The following is a 17581-nucleotide window of genomic DNA, read 5'->3' as shown; positions in this document are numbered from 1 at the left end:
GGGCCCGAGGCCGCGGTCGACGCGATGCTGGCGGCCTGTCGGGAGGGACCGCCTGGCGCGCGCGTCACGGACGTCGCGGCGACGGGGCGCCCCGAGGTGGCATCCGCCGGCTTCCGCATCCTGTCGTAGGACCGCCTCCGAACGTGCGAGGGCGGCATCCACCGCCGACCGCAGACAATCTGGAAACGGACATCGCTGAGGATGACCAAAGGCCTCGCCGACAGCACCGTGGCCGTGCGCGCGAACGCGTCTACTGCGACAGCAGGAGTTTGCCCGAGATCGGGCCCACGCCCTTGGGCACTGGCACGCTCGTCTGGCCGTAGTTCGCGTTCAGGTAGAGGTTCGGCCCCTCGTAGAGATTAACCTGCTGAGCCACCACGATCGCGCCCATGTGACTTTGCATACAGGCAAAGACTTCTAGCCGAGATGCCATAAGATATTGCCGACAGGGAAGTCAGGTCAGGAACCGGCGGCCATCATCCGCACCCCCGTCGCTGGCCCGTTGTTGAATCCGCTGCACAGCCCACTTGCGTCGCGAGCGGCCCCTCGCACGCTCCGGCGGCGCGGGCTTCTACCGGGGACGGCTTCCGGCCCCGGCACGCGGCTGATATGCCCCCGCGGCAACGATCCTCCGGCAGACCATGACCGACCTGAAGACCGCCGCGGCGGCATTTTCGCCGCTCGACCTCGGCGCGCTCCTGTTCTTCATCGCCGCCTGGACCAGCTATGCGCTCTCGGTCGGGCGGCTGCGGGGCCGGATGGTCTCGCTGTCACAGCTGATGAACCGGCAACGCGAGATCTGGGCACGCCAGATGATCCAGCGGGACAACCGCGTGGTGGACACCACGATCAACGCCTCGCTGCAGAACGGCACCGCCTTCTTCGCCTCGACGACGCTGATCGCGCTCGGCGGTGTGCTCACGCTCTCGCGCTCTGGCGACGACGTGCTGAACCTGTTCGGCGCGCTGGCGATCGGCGGCACCGCCACGCGGCTCACCTGGGAGATCAAGGTGGCGGGGCTCGCGGTCGTCTTCGTCTACGCCTTCTTCAAGTTCGCCTGGGCCTACCGGCTGTTCAACTACGGCGCCATCCTGATCGGGGCGGTGCCGCCGAAGGGCTCGGACGCGGGCGAGGCCGCGACCCTGCGGGCCGCCCGCCGTGCCGCCGCGATGAACATCGCCGCCGGCAAGCAGTTCGCCCGGGGTCAGCGCGCCTTTCTGTTCGCCCTGGCCTATCTGGGCTGGTTCGTCAGCCCCTACCTCTTGATGCTCACCACCGCCGCGGCGGTGCTGGTGATGTGGCGCCGCCAGTTCGCCTCCGAGATCCGGAGCGCGCTTCTGGAGGAGGACGAGGTGCTGAAGGAGAGCGCGCGATGAGCGGACCCGGCAAGAGTTCGGACAGGAAGCCCGGCCAGTCCGTGGACGAGGGCCTGATCGAGACGACGCTGCTCGACCTCGTGGACGGGCGCGGCGCGGGCAAGACGGTCTGCCCGTCCGAGGTCGCCCGCGCGCTCGGCGGCCCGCATCCGGACGGGTGGGGCAAGCTGATGCAGCCGGTCCGGCGTATCGCCGTGCGGCTGGCCAAGGCCGGCCGGATCGCGATCCTGCGCAAGGGCCGCCCGGTCGATCCGGACGATTTCCGCGGGGTCTACCGGCTCGGGTCCGCGGTCGCGGGGGTCGGGGCGGCATCCTCCGGCCCCGGGAGCCAGCCGGAGGTGTAGCCGGCGAACCGGTAGACCGCGAGGCCGATCCACTCCTTCACGGCGAGATCGAGCTGGAACAGCCCGTCCGAGGCGAAGCCGTTGTAGCGGAAGAGGTCGCCCCAGCCGCCGGTGCGGTAATCGACCGGAAAGGCGGTCACGCGAAATCCCGCCTGCCGGAAGCAGCCGACCGCGCGCGGCATGTGCCAGCCCGAGGTGACGAGGAGCCAGCGCTCCTCGGGCTTGGGCTGGACCAACTCGGCGCTGAAGCGGGCGTTCTCGTAGGTGTTGCGCGAGCGGCCTTCCAGGATGAGGCGCGAGCGCGGCAAGCCGAGCGTGTCGGCGTAGCGGCTGATGATGTCCGCCTCGCTGTCGCCGCCGCCCCGCAGGCTGCCGCTGCCGCCCGAGAAGACGAGGCGCGCCTGCGGGTAGCGCCGGGCCAGCGCCGCCGCGTAGGTCTGCCGCTCGTCCGCGTCGTTGCCGACGAACTGACCGCGTGCGGTGGCGATGCGCGTCTCGATGCCACCGCCGAGCAGGATGATGCCGGTGACGGGCTGGCCGTCGTCCTCGAAGCGCGGGAAGCGCTCCTCCAGCGGCAGCATCGCGAGCGCGGGAAGCGGGGAGAGGCCGCCGAGCGCCAGCCCGATCCCGGCGAAGACGACGAGGAAGCCGCCCGTCCCGCGCCAGCCGAGGCCGAAGAGCGCGGCGCCCGCGAGGACGCAGAGGATCAGGAAGTTCGACGGAGTGAACAGGAAGAAGACGAGCTTCGAGGCGGGGAAGAACATCGTCGCCTCAAAGAGTCTTGGTCTCGGCCTCGAACCGGGCGCGGGTCTCCGTGTCCGGCGGCAGCAGGCTGGCAAGCGCCGTGCCCTTCTCCGCCTCTCTGAGGAGCCAGAGGTCCAGCCGCTGCTGCTCGACGGCCTCGAGCGCGACCGCTTCGGCGATATCCGCGGGCACGACCACGGCCCCGTCCGGCCCAGCCACCACGATGTCGCCCGGATGCACCGCCGCGCCCGCGCAGGCGACGGGCTCGCCCGTTCCCGCCAGCGCGAGGCCCATGCCGCCTGGCGACCGGCCCGGATCGCGGCCCCAGGCCGGCAGGGCGAGATCGTCGGAGAGGCCCGCATCGGTGACGAGCCCGGCGACGCCGGCCCGGGCCAGGGCGGCGGCGAGGATGGAGGCGAAGGGCAGGGCGCTGCCTGCCCCGGACGCGTCGATCACCAGCACGGCGCCCTCCGGCACCTGCCCGATCGCCCGCGCGAGGTCGCCCGCGGCCTCGTCCCGGGCGGGGATCAGACGCATTGTGTAGGCCGGCCCGGCAACGGGAGTCGATGACCGGACCTCCAGGCCCGCGAAGACGTGGGCCCGCACGCCGCGGCGGACGAGCGCCCGGGTGAGGCTCGCCGGGCTCACCGCGAGCAGCGCGTCGCGCAGGGTCTGGTCGATCATGGGGAATCCTCGGGCAGGCCTACGGCGCGTTCGGCCCCGGCGAAGTGGGTCGCCGGACGGGCGCGGCAAGGACGGCCACGACGAAGGCGTGCGCGAACCGTCGTGAAGCCGCCGCCGCCCTTGCCCGGCCCGGCCCGGCGACCTATCACCGGCCCTCGACATGACCCAGGCCGCGCCCCCGAGCTTCCCCCACCGCCATCTCCTCGGCATCGAGGGGCTGACGCGCCCCGAGATCGAGGGCCTGCTCGACCGGGCGGACGCCGCCGTCGACATCTCCCGGCAGGTCGAGAAGAAGCGCACCACGCTGCGCGGCCGTACCCAGATCAACCTGTTCTTCGAGCCCTCGACCCGGACGCAGTCCTCGTTCGAGCTCGCCGGCAAGCGGCTCGGCGCCGACGTGATGAACATGTCGGTCGCCTCCTCGTCGGTGAAGAAGGGCGAGACGCTGATCGACACCGCCGCGACCCTGAACGCCATGCGGCCCGACATCATCGTGGTGCGCCATCAATCGGCGGGCGCGGTGCATCTGCTGGCCCGCAAGGTCGATTGCTCGGTGGTGAACGCGGGCGACGGCGCCCATGAGCACCCGACCCAGGCGCTCCTCGACGCGCTCACCATCCGCCGCAACAAGGGCCGGATCGAGGGGCTTCAGGTCGCGATCTGCGGCGACGTCCTGCATTCCCGCGTCGCGCGCTCGAACATCATCAGCCTGCAGGCGTTGGGCGCGCGGGTGCGGGTGATCGGCCCGACCTCGCTGCTGCCGGCCGGCATCGCGCGCTTCGGCGTCGAGGTCTTCACCAACATGCGCGAGGGTCTGAGGGGTTGCGACATCGTCATGATGCTGCGCCTCCAGCGCGAGCGCATGAACGGCTCCTTCGTGCCCTCCGTGAAGGAGTACTTCCGCTATTACGGCCTCGACGGCGACAAGCTGGCGCTGGCCAAGCCCGACGCGCTGGTGATGCATCCCGGCCCGATGAACCGCGGTGTCGAGATCGCCTCCGACATCGCTGACGGCGCCCAGTCGCTGATCCGCGAGCAGGTCGAGATGGGCGTCGCCGTGCGCATGGCGGTGCTCGAAGCCCTCGCGAGCCACCTGCCGAACGGGTGATGTCGATGTCCCTGCGTCCGCTCCTCCTCATCAACGCCCGCCTGCTCGACCCGGCCACCGGCCGGGAGACGCTCGGATCCGTCCTGGTCCGCGAGGGCCGCATCGCCGACGTGGCCCACGGCGCCGCTCCCGGTGCGCCGGAGGGCGCGGAGCGAATCGACTGCGGCGGCAACGTGCTGGCGCCCGGCCTCATCGACCTGCGCGCCTTCGTGGGCGAGCCGGGCGCCGAGCATCGCGAGACCCTGGCCTCGGCGAGCGCGGCGGCCGCTGCCGGCGGCGTCACGACGCTCGTCTGCATGCCCGACACCAACCCGGTGATCGACGGGCCGGCCATCGTCGACTTCGTGCTGCGCCGCGCGCGCGACACGGCCTGCGTCAACGTCCTGCCGGCGGCGGCCATCACGAAAGGCCTCGCGGGGCGGGAGATGACCGAGTTCGGCCTTCTGCAGGAGGCCGGTGCCGTCGCGTTCACGGACGGCCTGAAGGCGGTGACGAACGCCCAGGTCATGCGCCGGGCGCTGACCTACGCGCGCGATTTCGGCGCGCTCATCATGCAGCACGTCGAGGAGCCGGACCTCGTCGGCGAGGGCGTGATGAACGAGGGCGAGTTCGCCTCCCGCCTCGGGCTCGCGGGCATCCCGCGCGAGGCCGAGACGGTGATGCTGGAGCGCGACATCCGCCTCGTGCGGCTGACCGGCGCCCGCTACCACGCGGCGATGATCAGCTGCGCCGATTCCGTCGAGATCGTCCGGCGGGCCAAGGAGGCCGGCCTGCCCGTCACCTGCGGCGTCTCGGTCAACAACCTCGTGCTCAACGAAGGCGACATCGGTCATTACCGCACCTTCTGCCGGCTCGCGCCGCCGCTGCGCCACGAGAGCGACCGGCTGGCCGTGGTGCAGGCGCTCAAGGACGGCGTGATCGACGTGGTGGTCTCGGACCACAACCCGCAGGACGTCGAGACCAAGCGCCTGCCTTTCGCGGAGGCGGCCAACGGCGCGCTCGGCATCGAGACCCTGCTCGGCGCCGCGATGCGCCTCGTCCACACGGGGGATATCGGCCTGCCGCGCCTGATCCAGGCCCTTACCGTGGCCCCGGCCAAGATCCTCGGGCGCGAGGCCGGGCGTCTCGCCGCCGGCGCGCCCGCCGACCTCGTGCTGATCGACCCCGATCTGCCTTACGTCCTCGACAAGCGGCAGCTGAAGTCCCGCTCGAAGAACTCGCCCTTCGACGAGGCCCGCCTGCAGGGCGCGGCCGTGCTGACCCTCGTCGGTGGCCGCGTCGTGCACCGACTCCCAGAGATCGCGGTGGCGGCGTGATCGCGGCCGCCGACTTCGCGACCCCTGCGGTCGCCGCTTGCCTCGCGCTCGGCTACGCGCTGGGCTCGATCCCGTTCGGGCTGATCCTGACCAAGTTCGCCGGGCTCGGCGACGTGCGGGCGATCGGCTCGGGCAATATCGGCGCGACGAACGTGCTGCGCACCGGCCGCAAGGGGCTCGCCGCCGCGACGCTGCTCGGCGACGCCCTGAAGGGCACCGCCGCGGTGCTGATCGCCGCCCAGGTCAGCGAGACCGCGATGCTCGCGGCCGGGCTCGGCGCCTTCCTCGGCCACCTTTTCCCGGTCTGGCTCGGCTTCCGCGGCGGCAAGGGCGTGGCGACCTTCATCGGCGTGCTGCTGGGCCTCAGCCCGCTGGCGCTGCTCGCCTTCGCGGGCATCTGGCTCGGCCTCGCCTTCGCGCTCCGCTACTCCTCGCTCGCCGCGCTGGCGGCCTCCGCCGCGACCCCGCTCGTGCTCTGGGCCCTCGGCCGGCCGGCGGAGGCGCTGCTCTTCCTCCTGCTCGGCCTCCTGCTCTGGTGGAAGCACGCGCCCAACATCCGGCGGCTGATGGACGGCAGCGAGGGACGGATCGGTCAGAAGGGCTGAACGCACCGAGACTACTGTGATAGGGTTCCTAGGACCACGGTCCGGAACCCATGCCATGCAGCTCACCGACGCGCAGCGCATCGACTGGCTCCGGCTGATCCGCACCGAGGGCGTGGGCCCGCGCACCTTCCGCACCCTGATCAACCGCTACGGCGGCGCGGCCGGCGCCCTCGACGCGCTGCCGGCGCTGACCCGGCGCCAGGGGCGGCCCGTGACGCCGCCGTCGCGGGCCGAGGCCGAGGACGAGATCGCCGCCGCCACGCGCCTCGGCGCTTGGCTCGTCGCGACCGGCGAGACCGATTATCCGCGGCTGCTCCAGGTCACGGACAGCGCTCCGCCGCTCCTGGCGATCCGGGGCAGCGCCGCCGCGCTCGCCGCGCCCGCGGTCGCGATCGTCGGCTCGCGCAACGCCTCGGCACTCGGCGGCGCCTTCACCGAGCGGCTCGCCCGCGGCTTCGGCGAGGCCGGGCTGACGGTGGTCTCGGGGCTCGCCCGCGGGATCGACGCGCGCGCCCACAAGGCCTCGCTCGGCACCGGCACGGTGGCGGTGCTGGCCGGCGGCCACGACCGGATCTACCCGGCGAACCATGCCGGCCTCGTGGACGAGATCGTGGAGGCGGGCGGCGCCGTCGTCGCCGAGATGCCGATGGGCTGGGAGCCGCGGGGCCGCGATTTCCCGCGCCGCAACCGCATCATCTCGGGCCTCGCCTACGGCACGGTGGTGGTCGAGGCCGCGCGCCGCTCCGGCTCACTGATCACCGCGCGCTTCGCCCTGGAGCAGGGCCGCGAGGTCTTCGCGGTACCGGGTTCGCCGCTCGATCCGCGGGCGGAGGGCACCAACGACCTGATCCGCCAGGGCGCGACCCTGGTCGGTGAGGTCGACCATGTCCTCGCGGTCATCGCGCCGCTGGTCGGCGGCACGGTGCCGGAGGCGCGGGACGCCCCCGACCTCGCCGACCAGCCGGTCTTCTGGGACGAGATCGACCTCGACGGCCTCGTGGTGCCCGTGCCCGCCACCGGTCTCGACGCGCCTGAGCCGGAGGAGACGGCCGATCCCCGCGCCCGGCTGATCGGCGCGCTGAGCCCGAGCCCGGTCGGTACCGACGCGCTCGCCCGCGCCACCGGCCTCGGCGTGCGCACGGTGCAGACGCTGCTCCTCGAACTCGAGCTCGACGGCCGGATCGAGCGCCACGGCAGCGGCGCGGTCTCGCTGATCCGCTGACGACTACCGGACCAGCAGCTGGTACGTCACGAGATAGCGGAGCGCGCGGTCCAGGGATTCCGAGGGGTGCTTGTTCCGGAACAGGATCCGCTTCAGGTTGTGGCAGCAGGCTTGGCCGACGACCCGTCGGAGCAGACTCGTGCGCACGGCGATCCGATGCAACGCGGGTGCGCGATCGGGAATTGAACCATGGACCGCGGCGTCATGCGTGAGGAGGGCCGGAATGGCTGAACCGTGCTCGGGCAACGGAACTGAGATTCAGCGTCGGAGCCGGACACCCTACAGCGCGGGCTATCGCTCGGAGACCGCGTCGGAGCGCGCGCGGCACGCTGTCCTGAACCGCTTCTCCTACAGCGGCGGGTTCGACGGCTACGAGGGCCGCATGACGTGCCCGCCCTCGTGGCGGACGTCCGCGTTCCGCGACGATCAGGATCGCGGCGCGCGTTCCGCCGCGCGCGACGGGTCCCGGAACGGGTAAGGTTTCCGATCGATCGCTTCGGCCCCGCCGTCATGCCCCGGCGTGTCCACTCCGCTACGGGAAGACCGGAAACCGGTCGGTACCGCCATCCTCCGGCGCCGATGCCTGCATCATGTCGAGCGCGCCCTGGAGGATGTAGGCGGCGGCGAGCTTGTCCACGAGCTGCGCGCGCTTGGCCCGGGAGGCGTCCGCCTCGATCAGCGCGCGGGTGACGACCGCGGTCGAGAGGCGCTCGTCCTGGAAGAGCACCGGCAGGTCGAGGATCGGCTTCAGGTTGCGCACGAAGGCGCGGGTCGATTGCACCCGCGGCCCCTCCGAACCGTCCATGTTGAGCGGCAGGCCGAAAACGAGGCCGCCGACCTGATGTTTCAGGCAGAGGTCGCGCAGGCGGCCCGCATCCGGCGTGAACTTGACCCGACGGATCGTCTCCAGGGGCGAGGCGATGCGGCGCTGCACGTCGGAGAGCGCGAGCCCGATCGTCTTGGTGCCGAGATCGACCCCGATCAGGCGCGCGCCCGCACGGGACGCCTCGGCGAAGGCGCGCAGCTCCTCGGACCGGTTCTCTCGGCGGGCGTCCTGGTCGGGCATGGCACCGGCCTTACGGGGCTTCGTCGCCGCGCGCCAGTACTGCGGCCTCGATCCCGTCGAAGGTGGAGGGCAGGGGCGTGGCTGCCTCGCCGAGGACGGTGCGCACGCCCTCGCCCTGCAGCCGCCGGAACAGAGCGTCGAGGCTCTCGCCCCCGAAGCGCACGGTCTCGAGGTCGGGCGCCAGCAGCCAGATGTCATATTCGGGCTCGCCCGCCGAATCGTCGCCCGTCACGTCCCAGAACAGGAAGTGGCCGTCCTCGGTCTCGCCGAAGAAGCAGGCGCGCTCCAGCACCGTCGGGTCGTCGCCCTCGACCGAGAGGGCCGGCGGCGCATCGAGCAGGCCGATCGCCGCCTGGATGCTGTGGGCGATCAGCTCGGCGCGCACGACGAGATCGGCGGCCGGGTAGGGCAGGGGCGTAGCCACCCGCACGAGTTCGCCCGCGAGCCCTGCGCCGCACGCGCGGCAGAAGCTCCGGTAGGATCCGGGCAGTGGGAAGCCGAGCTCCCGCTCCGCCCGTGCGATCTCGGCCTCTTCCGAGGCGCAGCCCCGGCGCAGCTCCGCGAACACCTCAGCCCACATCCGCGCCTCTATCCCCGATCCGTCCACAGGCGTTAACCCCATCCGAGGTTCGACGTGGCGCAGACCGGCACGGTTCCGGCATAGGGTCGTTAACGTCTCGTTAACGCTCACGGAGGGCCCGCGCTTGACTGCCGCCTCGCCTCGTTCCGGCCGCCGCCTGCCGCGCAAGCACAGGCTGATGCTGCTTCTCGCGCTCCAGATCCTCGTCTTCGGCCTCGGCCAAGCGCACTTCAACCCGATGAAGCGCGGCATCGTGGTCGATGTCAGCACGACACCCAACCATGTGGTGACCTGAGCGCCCGGCACCCGCGCAGGGCCCGCCGGGGCGCGCGTTGCGGCGCCGCGAAGCCCGGTGCTATAGCCCGGCGGATTTCTTCGATCAGGCCCGCCCCTCTGGGGCGCGGAACGGGTGAGCATGTCGGTCGACGCACAGACGGTCAGGCGCATCGCGCATCTGGCGCGCATCGCGGTCTCGGAGGAGGAGGTCGCGCCGCTACAGGGCGAGCTCAACGCCATCCTGGCCTTCGTCGAACAGCTCGGCGCGGTCGACGTCTCGGGCGTCGAGCCGATGACCTCCGTCACCCCGATGGCGATGAAGAAGCGCGAGGACGTCGTCACGGACGGCGAGCGCGCGGCGGACGTGGTCGCCAACGCCCCCGAGACCGAGGACAATTACTTCCTCGTCCCGAAGGTGATCGAGTAGGCCGGGCACGGCCCGCAAGCCGGGGCATCGCCCGGCATCATGCTTGAGCGCCCGGCCGAGCCGCCGGGCAGGCCCCGCCGCCGCAGGGCGGACGTGAGGACGGAACACGTGAGCGAACTGAACGAACTCTCCCTCGCCGAGGCGCGCGACGGCCTGAAGGCCAAGCGGTTCTCCGCCCGCGAGCTGACGCAGGCCCATATCACGGCGGTCGAGCGGGCTCGCGCGCTGAACGCCTACATCCTGGAGACGCCCGAGCGCGCGCTCGCCATGGCCGACGCCTCGGACGCGAAGATCGCCGCCGGCGCGGCGCGCCCGCTCGAAGGTCTGCCGCTCGGCATCAAGGACCTGTTCTGCACCGAGGGCACCAAGACCACCGCTGGCTCGAAGATCCTGGAAAACTTCACCCCGCACTACGAGTCGGCGGTGTCGGCCAATCTCTGGCGCGACGGCGCCGTGATGCTGGGCAAGCTCAACCTCGACGAGTTCGCCATGGGCTCGTCCAACGAGACCAGCGCCTACGGCAACGTCATCTCGCCCTGGCGCCGCACAGTGGACAGGGTTGTTTCGGACGCGCCGATCGTGCCGGGCGGCTCGTCGGGCGGCTCCGCCGCGGCGGTGGCCGCGCATCTGTGCCTGGGTGCCACCGCGACCGACACCGGCGGCTCGATCCGCCAGCCCGCGGCCTTCACCGGCACGGTCGGCATCAAGCCGACCTACGGGCGCTGCTCGCGCTGGGGCACGGTGGCCTTCGCCTCCTCGCTTGATCAGGCCGGCCCGATCGCCCGCACGGTGCGCGACTGCGCGATCCTGCTCGGCTCCATGTCCGGCTCGGACGCGCGCGACACCACCTGCGCCGACCTGCCCGTGCCCGACTTCGAGGCGGCCGTGACCCGCGGCGTGAAGGGCCTGACCATCGGCATTCCCAAGGAGTACCGGGTCGACGGCATGCCGGCCGAGATCCAGCGGCTCTGGGACCAGGGCGCGGCGTGGCTGAAGGACGCTGGCGCAACGATCAAGGAAATCTCGCTGCCGCACACCCAGTACGCGCTGCCGGCCTACTACATCGTGGCCCCGGCCGAGGCCTCCTCGAACCTCGCCCGCTACGACGGCGTGCGCTACGGCCTGCGCGTGCCGGCCAACGACATCGTGGGCCTCTACGAGAAGACCCGCGCGGCGGGCTTCGGCCGGGAGGTGAAGCGCCGCATCATGATCGGCACCTACGTGCTGTCGGCGGGCTACTACGACGCCTACTACGTGCGCGCCCAGAAGATCCGTACCTTGATCAAGCGCGACTTCGAGGCGGCCTACGCGGCGGGCGTCGACGCGATCCTCACCCCCGCCACGCCCTCGGCCGCCTTCGGCATCGGCGAGAAGGCCTCGGCCGACCCGGTCGAGATGTACCTCAACGACGTCTTCACCGTGACGGTGAACATGGCCGGACTGCCGGGCATCTCGGTGCCGGCCGGTCTCGACGCGCAGGGCCTGCCGCTCGGCCTCCAGCTGATCGGCCGTCCCTTCGACGAGGAGACGCTGTTCGCGGCGAGCCAAGTGATCGAGGACGCGGCCGGCCGGGTCAGCCTGCCGAAGCCCTGGTGGGCATGACCGTCCCGTTCTATCCCTGGACGGTCTGGATCTGGGCCGGCCTCGACCCGATCCTCGTTCTGCTGGCGCTCTATCTCGGCTGGACCGCGAGCCAGTTCGGCAAGGTCTTCATCGCGGCGATCATCGCGCTCGCCGTCTCGGTGCTGGCCTCCTGGGCGATCGGCGCGGTCGGCATCCCCTGGCCCGCACCGGTGAGCCACGACGGGCCGACCTTCTTCCCCGTGCGCACGATCGCGGCGCTCCTCTGGGCGATCGTCGGCTTCGGGGCGCGCCGCGCTCTGAGGCCCCGCGCTTGACCCGCGCGGGCACCGGCCCCTAACTCACCGCCACAGCGCGAGGGGCTCCAGGCCCCCCGTTCACCCCGCGACCTCCCCCGAGGATCGGCCCGGACGACCATGAACGCACCCCTGAACCCGAAGAAGCTGATCAAGGGCGGCCTGCATGACTGGGAGGTCGTGATCGGCATGGAGATCCATGCCCAGGTCACCAGCCGCTCCAAGCTGTTCTCCGGCGCCTCGACCGCCTTCGGGGGGGAGCCCAACGCCCACGTCTCGCTGGTCGACGCGGCCATGCCCGGCATGCTGCCGGTGATCAACGCGGAATGCGTGGCGCAGGCCGTGCGCACCGGCCTCGGCCTGAAGGCGAAGATCAACCTGCGCTCGGTCTTCGACCGGAAGAATTACTTCTACCCGGACCTGCCGCAGGGCTACCAGATCTCCCAGTACAAGGATCCGATCGTCGGTGAGGGCGAGGTGCTGGTCGATCTGCCCGAAGGCGAGTCGATCACGGTCGGCATCGAGAGGCTTCATCTGGAGCAGGACGCCGGCAAGTCCCTGCACGATCAGGCGCCGAACCAGAGCTTCGTCGATCTCAACCGCTCGGGCGTCGCCCTGATGGAGATCGTCTCGCGGCCGGACCTCCGCTCGTCCGAGGAGGCCAAGGCCTACGTGACGAAGCTGCGCACCATCCTGCGCTATCTCGGCACCTGCGACGGCGACATGGAGAAGGGCAACCTGCGCGCCGACGTGAACGTCTCGGTGCGCCGCCCCGGCGAGCCGCTCGGCACCCGCTGCGAGATCAAGAACGTCAACTCGATCCGCTTCATCGGCCAGGCCATCGAGACCGAGGCGCGCCGTCAGATCGCGATCATCGAGGACGGTGGCACCATCGTGCAGGAGACCCGCCTGTTCGACCCGGGCAAGGGCGAGACCCGCTCGATGCGGTCGAAGGAGGAGGCGCACGACTACCGCTACTTCCCCGATCCCGACCTGCTGCCGCTGGAATTCGATCAGGCCTTCGTGGACGGCCTCGCGGCCGGCCTGCCGGAGCTGCCGGACGCCAAGAAGGCCCGCTTCGTGGCCGATTTCGGCCTCTCGCCCTACGATGCGGGCGTGCTGGTCGCCGAGCGGGCGTCGGCCGACTTCTACGAGGCGGTGGCCAAGGGCCGCGACGGGAAGGCCGCGGCCAACTGGGTGATCAACGAGCTGTTCGGGCGCCTGAACAAGGAGGGCTTGAGCATCGACGAGAGCCCGGTCTCGGCCGACCAGCTCGGCGCCATCATCGACCTGATCGGCGAGGGGACGATCTCCGGCAAGATCGCCAAGGACCTGTTCGAGATCGTCTGGACCGAGGGCGGCGACCCGCGCGCCGTGGTCGAGGCGCGCGGCATGAAACAGGTGACCGATACCGGCGCCATCGAGGCAGCGGTGGACCAGATCATCGCCCAGAACCCCGACAAGGTCGCGCAGGCGAAGGAGAAGCCGACGCTGCTCGGCTGGTTCGTCGGCCAGACCATGAAGGCCACCGGCGGGAAGGCCAACCCGGCCGCGGTGAACGCCCTGCTGAAGGCGAAGCTCGGGATCGAGTAAGGCCCCCCGCGGCGACGTGATTCCCCTCTCCCCGCACGCGGGGAGAGGGCAAAGCCACTGCGCCCTATCGGCGGAACTGGACATGGGTTCAGCCCGCACGCAGCCTGCTGGGCTGTCGGCGAGCGCTCGGCACCTTCGCGATGATCGACACGCTCCGGCTCTGCCGGAGAGGACCGCGCCGGAGACGGCTTGAGGTGGGGCATTTCGCGTGTTCGAAGTCGCGCCGTTCGGCCGCTTCTGCGCCCCTGGAGCCGTCCTCCGCCGGGTTGTCCGCTTGATCTGCCGCTAGGCTTCCGGCCGGACCGGTCCGGAAGTGGTCGTTACGGCGTGCCGCTGGGGTGGAGTCATCCCTGTCTCCTTCAGCTTCGCTCACGGATCATCGCGCCAGATATTCGCGCCCTGCGCGCCGTATCCGGAACGGCTGTGCTTCCCTTCCCGAAGCACCCAGAGAGACTGCGTCCGTATTCGATAGACGTCAACCGGAAAATCGCGCCTTCCGCGCGAAGTATTCGCCGTAGGCGGGCGCCTTCGCGGCGCACGCGTGCCGCACCAGGGACTTAAGGACCGGCCTGCTGCGGCGCAAAAATTCATGCTGCGCGATCGATCCGCCGGGCTCAGCGCGTCCCGGCGATCGTGCGGCTCAGATCAGCGAACCAGGCCGGACGGGTCCCGACGCCGTTGTTGACCACGACGGTCGCGGTCATGCCGGCGACCAGCGGCACGCCCTCCGGCACATGGTCGATGCGGATGCGCACCGGCACACGCTGGGCGAGGCGCACCCAGGTGTAGACCGGATCGACGTTCGGCAAGCCCTGCGTGCTCGGCGACGCGTTGGCGGTGGCGATGCCCAGCGTGATGCTCTCCACCGTGCCCTTGAGGGCCGGCTCGAAGCCCATGAGCCGCATCTCGGCCGGGTCGTTCACGTGGATGTTGGCCATCTTCGTCTCCTCGAAGTAGCCGTCGATCCAGAACGAGTCGGTATCGACCACCCGGATGTTGACCGTGCCGGTCGTCGCGTAGTCGCCCTCGCGCAGCAGCAGGTTGGTGACGCGCCCGTTGACGGGCGCCCGCACCTCCGTGCGCTTGAGGTTGATCTGCGCCTGCGAGAGCTGCGCCTTGGCGGTCTCCAGCGCGGCCTCGGCGATCTTGGCGGTGCCCGCGTATTGCTGCTTCTCCTCGACCGAGGTCGAGACCGTGGTGAGCGCCTGGCGCCGGGCGGACTGGGCGTTCTTCACCTGCAGGTCGGCCTCGCGGTTCTTCACCTCGGCCTCGGCCTGGGTCACCGCGACCTGAAAGTCGAACGGATCGATCAGGTAGAGCACGTCGCCGCGCTTCACCGTCTGGTTGTCGGAGACCTTGAGCGCCACGATCTGGCCCGAGACCTGGGGCGCGACGGCGGCCACCTGCGCGCGCACGCGCCCGTCGCGGGTCCAGGGTGCCGTGACGTAGAAGTGCCAGACCACGGCCGCCGCCGCGAGGGCCACGAGCAGGATCACGGCCGTGGCGGCGATTCGGAGGAGCTTGCGCGCCCGATCGCGGCGGGAGCCTCCCGCGTTCCGGATGGCGGGGGGCTCGGCGCTCGCCGTGCCCGGGGCAGCCCCCTGTCCGGCCCGCTCGCCGGCCTTGGGATCGTCCTCGTCGGCCATCAGAGCAGCACCACCAGCAGAGCGAGAATGCAGACGTAGATCCCGGCCTCCGCGAGCGGCGGGTTCGCCACGTAGCGGTTGAGGCGGATCCGGGTGAGCAGCGGGCGGAGAGCCGCGAGGATCGCGAAGGCGCCGAGCGCGTAGGCGACGAAGGGGGATATCAGGATCCCGCCGAACTGAAGATCCGCGTGCATCGCTCCGCCCTCTCTCAGAACGGCGCGACGGCGAGGCGCCGCAGGAAGCGGCGGTGCGGCCCGATCACCCGCGCGGCGGTCGCGAGATCCGTCGCGGCGCGCGCCGTGCTCATCCGGACATGGCCCGGCTCCGGGATGGCGGCGCGCAGGAGATCGCAGGCCGCCGCCTCGAGCCGCGCCGGATGGCCGGAGGCCAGCGCCTCGCGCGCCCGACAGATCGGCCCATGCAGACCTTCCGCGTCTCGGAGCTTCCGCATCTGGGCGTGGGCGCGGGCGGCGGCCGCTTCGATCTGGGCCAGGGCGAAGGCGTGCGTCAGCGCCACGCGCCGAACCGCGCCGCTGCCCGAGCTGTAGCCGGCGAACCGGAACAGCCGGTCGGCATTGAGGCTGGTGCGCGCCGTGGCGTCGCCCCCTTCGCCGACGAGCGCCTCGGCGAGGTCGCGCCGGGCGGAATCGAGCGCGAAGGCCCGGTGCTGCGCCTTCGAGATGGGCAGGACGAGCCGCACCGCGAGGAAGAGGATCACCGCGGCCAGGACAACCAGCAGGACGTTCAGCAGGAAGGTCTCGACATCGTAGCTCTGGGGATTGGACGGCGCCATCAGGGCGGTGAAGAACACCAGCATGATGAAGCCTACCGTGAAGGTGGGGGGATTGAGCGAGAGGAAGCAGCCGAGGAAGATCGGCGGCGCCATCGCCAGGGCGAGCAGCGGGTAGCCCTGGTACCCGTTGAGGGCCCCGTAGAGCACCAAGCCGGCGCAGAGCCCGGCGAGCGGCATGCCGATCAGCACGCCCCGGGCAAAGGCGCGCGGATCGGGCGTGACCGAGGAGAGCGCGCAGGTGGCGGCGATCTGGACCAGCGCGAACGAGCTCTGGGGGAGGCCGGCCAGGATGAACAGAAAGGCGCTGAGGCCGAAGGCGATGGCGACGCGCAACGCCGCCCGCAGGGCGACGGGGAAGTCGCGGTGGGTCGGCAGCGGCACGTCCCGCAGCGGCCGGTGGCCGTCCGAGATCGCCCGCAGGCCGTCGTCGGCGAAGGTCGCGGCGTTGACCACGTCGAGGGCGCGCTGCAGCACCATCACCTCGTCCAGCGGACGGTCGCCGTCGCGGATCGCGGCGTCAACGAGATCGCGCAGGCGCGCGTCGTGCCGATCGAGCGCCGCCGGGCCGGGCGCGGCGACGTCGCCCGCCGCGACCGCGCGGCAGATCGCCAGCGCCTCCTCCACGGCCGGGCTCCGCGTCTCGAGACGACCGGCGGCCCGCGCCACGGCGCGGCTCGCCGCCAGCATCGTGTAGAGCGCCGCGATGCAACTGCGTGCGCCCGCCGCCCGGTACGGGCCGTCGTCGAGCTCACCCGCGATGGCGCTGGCATCCGCCCGCATCGGCGCGATCGTCCTGATCATCGCGGCCGTGCGCTCGACGCCGGGATCGCCGCTGTCGAAGGCCTCGCGCGCGAAAGCCTTCACGCCCGCGAAGGCCTCGGAGAGGGGCGGACGCAGGCTGCGCCACGTGCTCGGCGAGGCGAGCGCGTCGTTGACGAAGGTGATCACCACCACCGCTACCACGATCGCGGCGAGCCGCGCCACGGCGGCGTCGAACGTGTCCTGCGGCGCATCGATATGGGCGATCGCGATGATCGCCACCGTGTAGCCCGACAGCATCGCCCCGTAGGCCCGGGTGTCCTGCAGGTACTGCGCGACGAAGACGCAGAGGCCGAGCCAGACCGTGAAGGCGACGAGCAGCATCACCCGGTCCTGACCGAACAGGGCCATGAACAGGATCGCCGCGGCGCCGCCGATCGCCGTGCCGAGCAGGCGGTAGACGGCCTTCGAGATCGCTTGGCCACGCTTGGGCTGTGCCAGGATCGCGACGCCGACCGCCGCGGTCGAGGGACTGTCGAGCTGCAGCCAGAAGGCGACGTACAGGGCCGTCGTCATGGCGATCCAGATGCGCAGGGCGAAGGCCCAGGCCGCCGGCTTCGGCAGGAGAGCGTCGATCCGGTCGATCGCCCGGTCGAGGCGCGCGGGTGGCCGGCCGGGCCGCGCAGCGGCGATGGCCGCCTCAGACATCGGTGCCCGGGTCCGGCAGTGCGGCGGCCGCGTCCCGGGCCTTCGTTCCCACCCGCATCTGCCAGAAGCAGAGCAGCGGGGTGACGACGAGTTCCACGCCAAGGGCGCCCAGCATGGTCAACGAGGGAATGCCGGTGAGGTAGAGCCCGAGCAGGCGCGCGAGCCCGCCCAGCACCACCACGAGGGTCAGGAAGCGGAAGAGCCGCCCCTTGGATTCGATGCCCGGCACGCAGGTCCAGAACAGGATGCCGATGCCGGCGAGCAGGCCCGAGAGGTAGCGGAAATGGCTGTCCGTCGAGACGCTCTCGACGCCGGGCGAGAGCCCGTTCACGCCGAACAGCACCCCGTAGAGGCCGGCGGCGAACGGGATCACCGCTCCGACCGCCACCACGCGCTGAAGCGCCTGCCGCTCGTTCATCCGACTCCGCGCTCGCCTCGTGCCCACCCGCCGATCAGA

Annotated in this window: 20 protein-coding genes; 10 read left to right on the top strand and 10 right to left on the bottom strand. The window is 71.4% G+C overall.

Annotated features, from left to right (window positions below):
- Nucleotides 1–250: 250 nt before the first annotated feature.
- On the bottom strand, nucleotides 251–403 hold the full coding sequence (locus tag MFF54_RS01900; RefSeq protein ID WP_238300842.1) for a hypothetical protein: 153 nt from the start codon (nucleotides 401–403) through the stop codon (nucleotides 251–253).
- 238 nt (nucleotides 404–641) lie between these two features.
- Between MFF54_RS01900 and MFF54_RS01895 the strand changes: the two genes are divergently transcribed.
- Both MFF54_RS01895 and MFF54_RS01890 read left to right on the top strand, forming a co-directional pair.
- Entirely contained in the window at nucleotides 642–1376 is a 735-nt protein-coding gene (locus tag MFF54_RS01895; RefSeq protein ID WP_238300835.1) for a DUF599 domain-containing protein, read from the top strand.
- Entirely contained in the window at nucleotides 1373–1720 is a 348-nt protein-coding gene (locus tag MFF54_RS01890; protein WP_238300834.1) for a DUF3253 domain-containing protein, read from the top strand. Before MFF54_RS01895 ends, MFF54_RS01890 begins: the two co-directional genes overlap by 4 nt.
- Here the strand turns inward: MFF54_RS01890 and MFF54_RS01885 are convergent.
- Together MFF54_RS01885 and MFF54_RS01880 are read right to left on the bottom strand one after the other, a co-directional pair.
- The gene (locus MFF54_RS01885) at nucleotides 1648–2484 is read right to left on the bottom strand and encodes a YdcF family protein (protein ID WP_238300833.1); all 837 of its coding nucleotides are present in this window, start codon (nucleotides 2482–2484) and stop codon (nucleotides 1648–1650) included. The genes MFF54_RS01890 and MFF54_RS01885 overlap by 73 nt on opposite strands.
- A 7-nt stretch (nucleotides 2485–2491) precedes the next feature.
- Entirely contained in the window at nucleotides 2492–3148 is a 657-nt protein-coding gene (locus tag MFF54_RS01880) for an RraA family protein (RefSeq protein WP_238300832.1), read from the bottom strand.
- A gap of 160 nt (nucleotides 3149–3308) precedes the next feature.
- On the opposite strand from MFF54_RS01880, the gene MFF54_RS01875 reads away from it, so the two are divergent.
- From MFF54_RS01875 to dprA, 4 genes are read left to right on the top strand one after another with little or no spacing between them, the layout of a single operon-like run.
- A complete protein-coding gene (locus MFF54_RS01875; RefSeq protein ID WP_238300831.1) occupies nucleotides 3309–4256 on the top strand; it encodes an aspartate carbamoyltransferase catalytic subunit in 948 nt (315 codons plus the stop codon).
- 5 nt (nucleotides 4257–4261) lie between these two features.
- Entirely contained in the window at nucleotides 4262–5572 is a 1311-nt protein-coding gene (locus MFF54_RS01870; RefSeq protein WP_370880256.1) for a dihydroorotase, read from the top strand.
- The gene (gene plsY / locus MFF54_RS01865; RefSeq protein WP_370880255.1) at nucleotides 5569–6177 is read left to right on the top strand and encodes a glycerol-3-phosphate 1-O-acyltransferase PlsY; all 609 of its coding nucleotides are present in this window, start codon (nucleotides 5569–5571) and stop codon (nucleotides 6175–6177) included. The genes MFF54_RS01870 and plsY overlap by 4 nt, the downstream gene beginning before the upstream one ends.
- A gap of 55 nt (nucleotides 6178–6232) precedes the next feature.
- Nucleotides 6233–7399, top strand: coding sequence for a DNA-processing protein DprA (gene dprA, locus MFF54_RS01860; protein ID WP_238300830.1), 1167 nt, complete (start codon nucleotides 6233–6235; stop codon nucleotides 7397–7399).
- A 3-nt stretch (nucleotides 7400–7402) separates the two neighbouring features.
- Here dprA and MFF54_RS01855 read toward each other — a convergent pair whose 3' ends face one another.
- The 3 genes from MFF54_RS01855 to MFF54_RS01845 form a co-directional block, all read right to left on the bottom strand.
- On the bottom strand, nucleotides 7403–7546 hold the full coding sequence (locus MFF54_RS01855) for a hypothetical protein (protein WP_238300829.1): 144 nt from the start codon (nucleotides 7544–7546) through the stop codon (nucleotides 7403–7405).
- 385 nt (nucleotides 7547–7931) lie between these two features.
- The gene (gene ruvX / locus MFF54_RS01850) at nucleotides 7932–8465 is read right to left on the bottom strand and encodes a Holliday junction resolvase RuvX (RefSeq protein ID WP_238300827.1); all 534 of its coding nucleotides are present in this window, start codon (nucleotides 8463–8465) and stop codon (nucleotides 7932–7934) included.
- Nucleotides 8466–8475: 10 nt separating this feature from the next.
- Nucleotides 8476–9045 (bottom strand): SMI1/KNR4 family protein, encoded by a 570-nt coding sequence (locus tag MFF54_RS01845; RefSeq protein ID WP_238300825.1) that lies wholly within the window; start codon nucleotides 9043–9045, stop codon nucleotides 8476–8478.
- Between the two features lie 415 nt (nucleotides 9046–9460).
- On the opposite strand from MFF54_RS01845, the gene gatC reads away from it, so the two are divergent.
- The 4 genes from gatC (at nucleotide 9461) to gatB (ending at nucleotide 13218) form a co-directional block, all read left to right on the top strand.
- Nucleotides 9461–9748: an Asp-tRNA(Asn)/Glu-tRNA(Gln) amidotransferase subunit GatC gene (gene gatC, locus MFF54_RS01840; protein ID WP_238300823.1), complete on the top strand. Its 288-nt coding sequence runs from the start codon at nucleotides 9461–9463 to the stop codon at nucleotides 9746–9748.
- Nucleotides 9749–9856: 108 nt separating this feature from the next.
- Entirely contained in the window at nucleotides 9857–11350 is a 1494-nt protein-coding gene (gene gatA, locus MFF54_RS01835; protein WP_238300821.1) for an Asp-tRNA(Asn)/Glu-tRNA(Gln) amidotransferase subunit GatA, read from the top strand.
- The gene (locus MFF54_RS01830) at nucleotides 11347–11646 is read left to right on the top strand and encodes a hypothetical protein (RefSeq protein WP_238300820.1); all 300 of its coding nucleotides are present in this window, start codon (nucleotides 11347–11349) and stop codon (nucleotides 11644–11646) included. Before gatA ends, MFF54_RS01830 begins: the two co-directional genes overlap by 4 nt.
- A gap of 99 nt (nucleotides 11647–11745) precedes the next feature.
- Nucleotides 11746–13218: an Asp-tRNA(Asn)/Glu-tRNA(Gln) amidotransferase subunit GatB gene (gene gatB, locus MFF54_RS01825; protein ID WP_238300819.1), complete on the top strand. Its 1473-nt coding sequence runs from the start codon at nucleotides 11746–11748 to the stop codon at nucleotides 13216–13218.
- Nucleotides 13219–13832: 614 nt separating this feature from the next.
- On the opposite strand, the gene MFF54_RS01820 is transcribed toward gatB, so the two are convergent.
- Genes MFF54_RS01820 through MFF54_RS01805 form a run of 4 tightly spaced genes read right to left on the bottom strand, consistent with a single transcriptional unit; the run spans nucleotide 13833 to nucleotide 17542 of the window.
- Complete coding sequence (locus MFF54_RS01820) at nucleotides 13833–14867, bottom strand: efflux RND transporter periplasmic adaptor subunit (protein ID WP_370880260.1); 1035 nt, start codon at nucleotides 14865–14867, stop codon at nucleotides 13833–13835.
- Nucleotides 14864–15058, bottom strand: a complete 195-nt coding sequence (locus MFF54_RS01815) for a DUF1656 domain-containing protein (protein ID WP_238300817.1) — start codon at nucleotides 15056–15058, stop codon at nucleotides 14864–14866. The genes MFF54_RS01820 and MFF54_RS01815 overlap by 4 nt, the downstream gene beginning before the upstream one ends.
- Before the next feature lie 14 nt (nucleotides 15059–15072).
- Nucleotides 15073–17124 carry an FUSC family protein gene (locus MFF54_RS01810; protein WP_238300816.1) on the bottom strand — a complete coding sequence of 684 codons (2052 nt, stop codon included), beginning with the start codon at nucleotides 17122–17124 and terminating at the stop codon, nucleotides 15073–15075.
- Nucleotides 17117–17542 (bottom strand): DUF4345 domain-containing protein, encoded by a 426-nt coding sequence (locus tag MFF54_RS01805; RefSeq protein ID WP_238300815.1) that lies wholly within the window; start codon nucleotides 17540–17542, stop codon nucleotides 17117–17119. The genes MFF54_RS01810 and MFF54_RS01805 overlap by 8 nt, the downstream gene beginning before the upstream one ends.
- Nucleotides 17543–17581: the final 39 nt, after the last annotated feature.

Source organism: Methylobacterium gregans, from assembly GCF_022179245.1.
Classification (GTDB): Bacteria; Pseudomonadota; Alphaproteobacteria; order Rhizobiales; family Beijerinckiaceae; genus Methylobacterium; species Methylobacterium gregans.
This window is presented reverse-complemented; position numbering and strand designations above follow the sequence as displayed.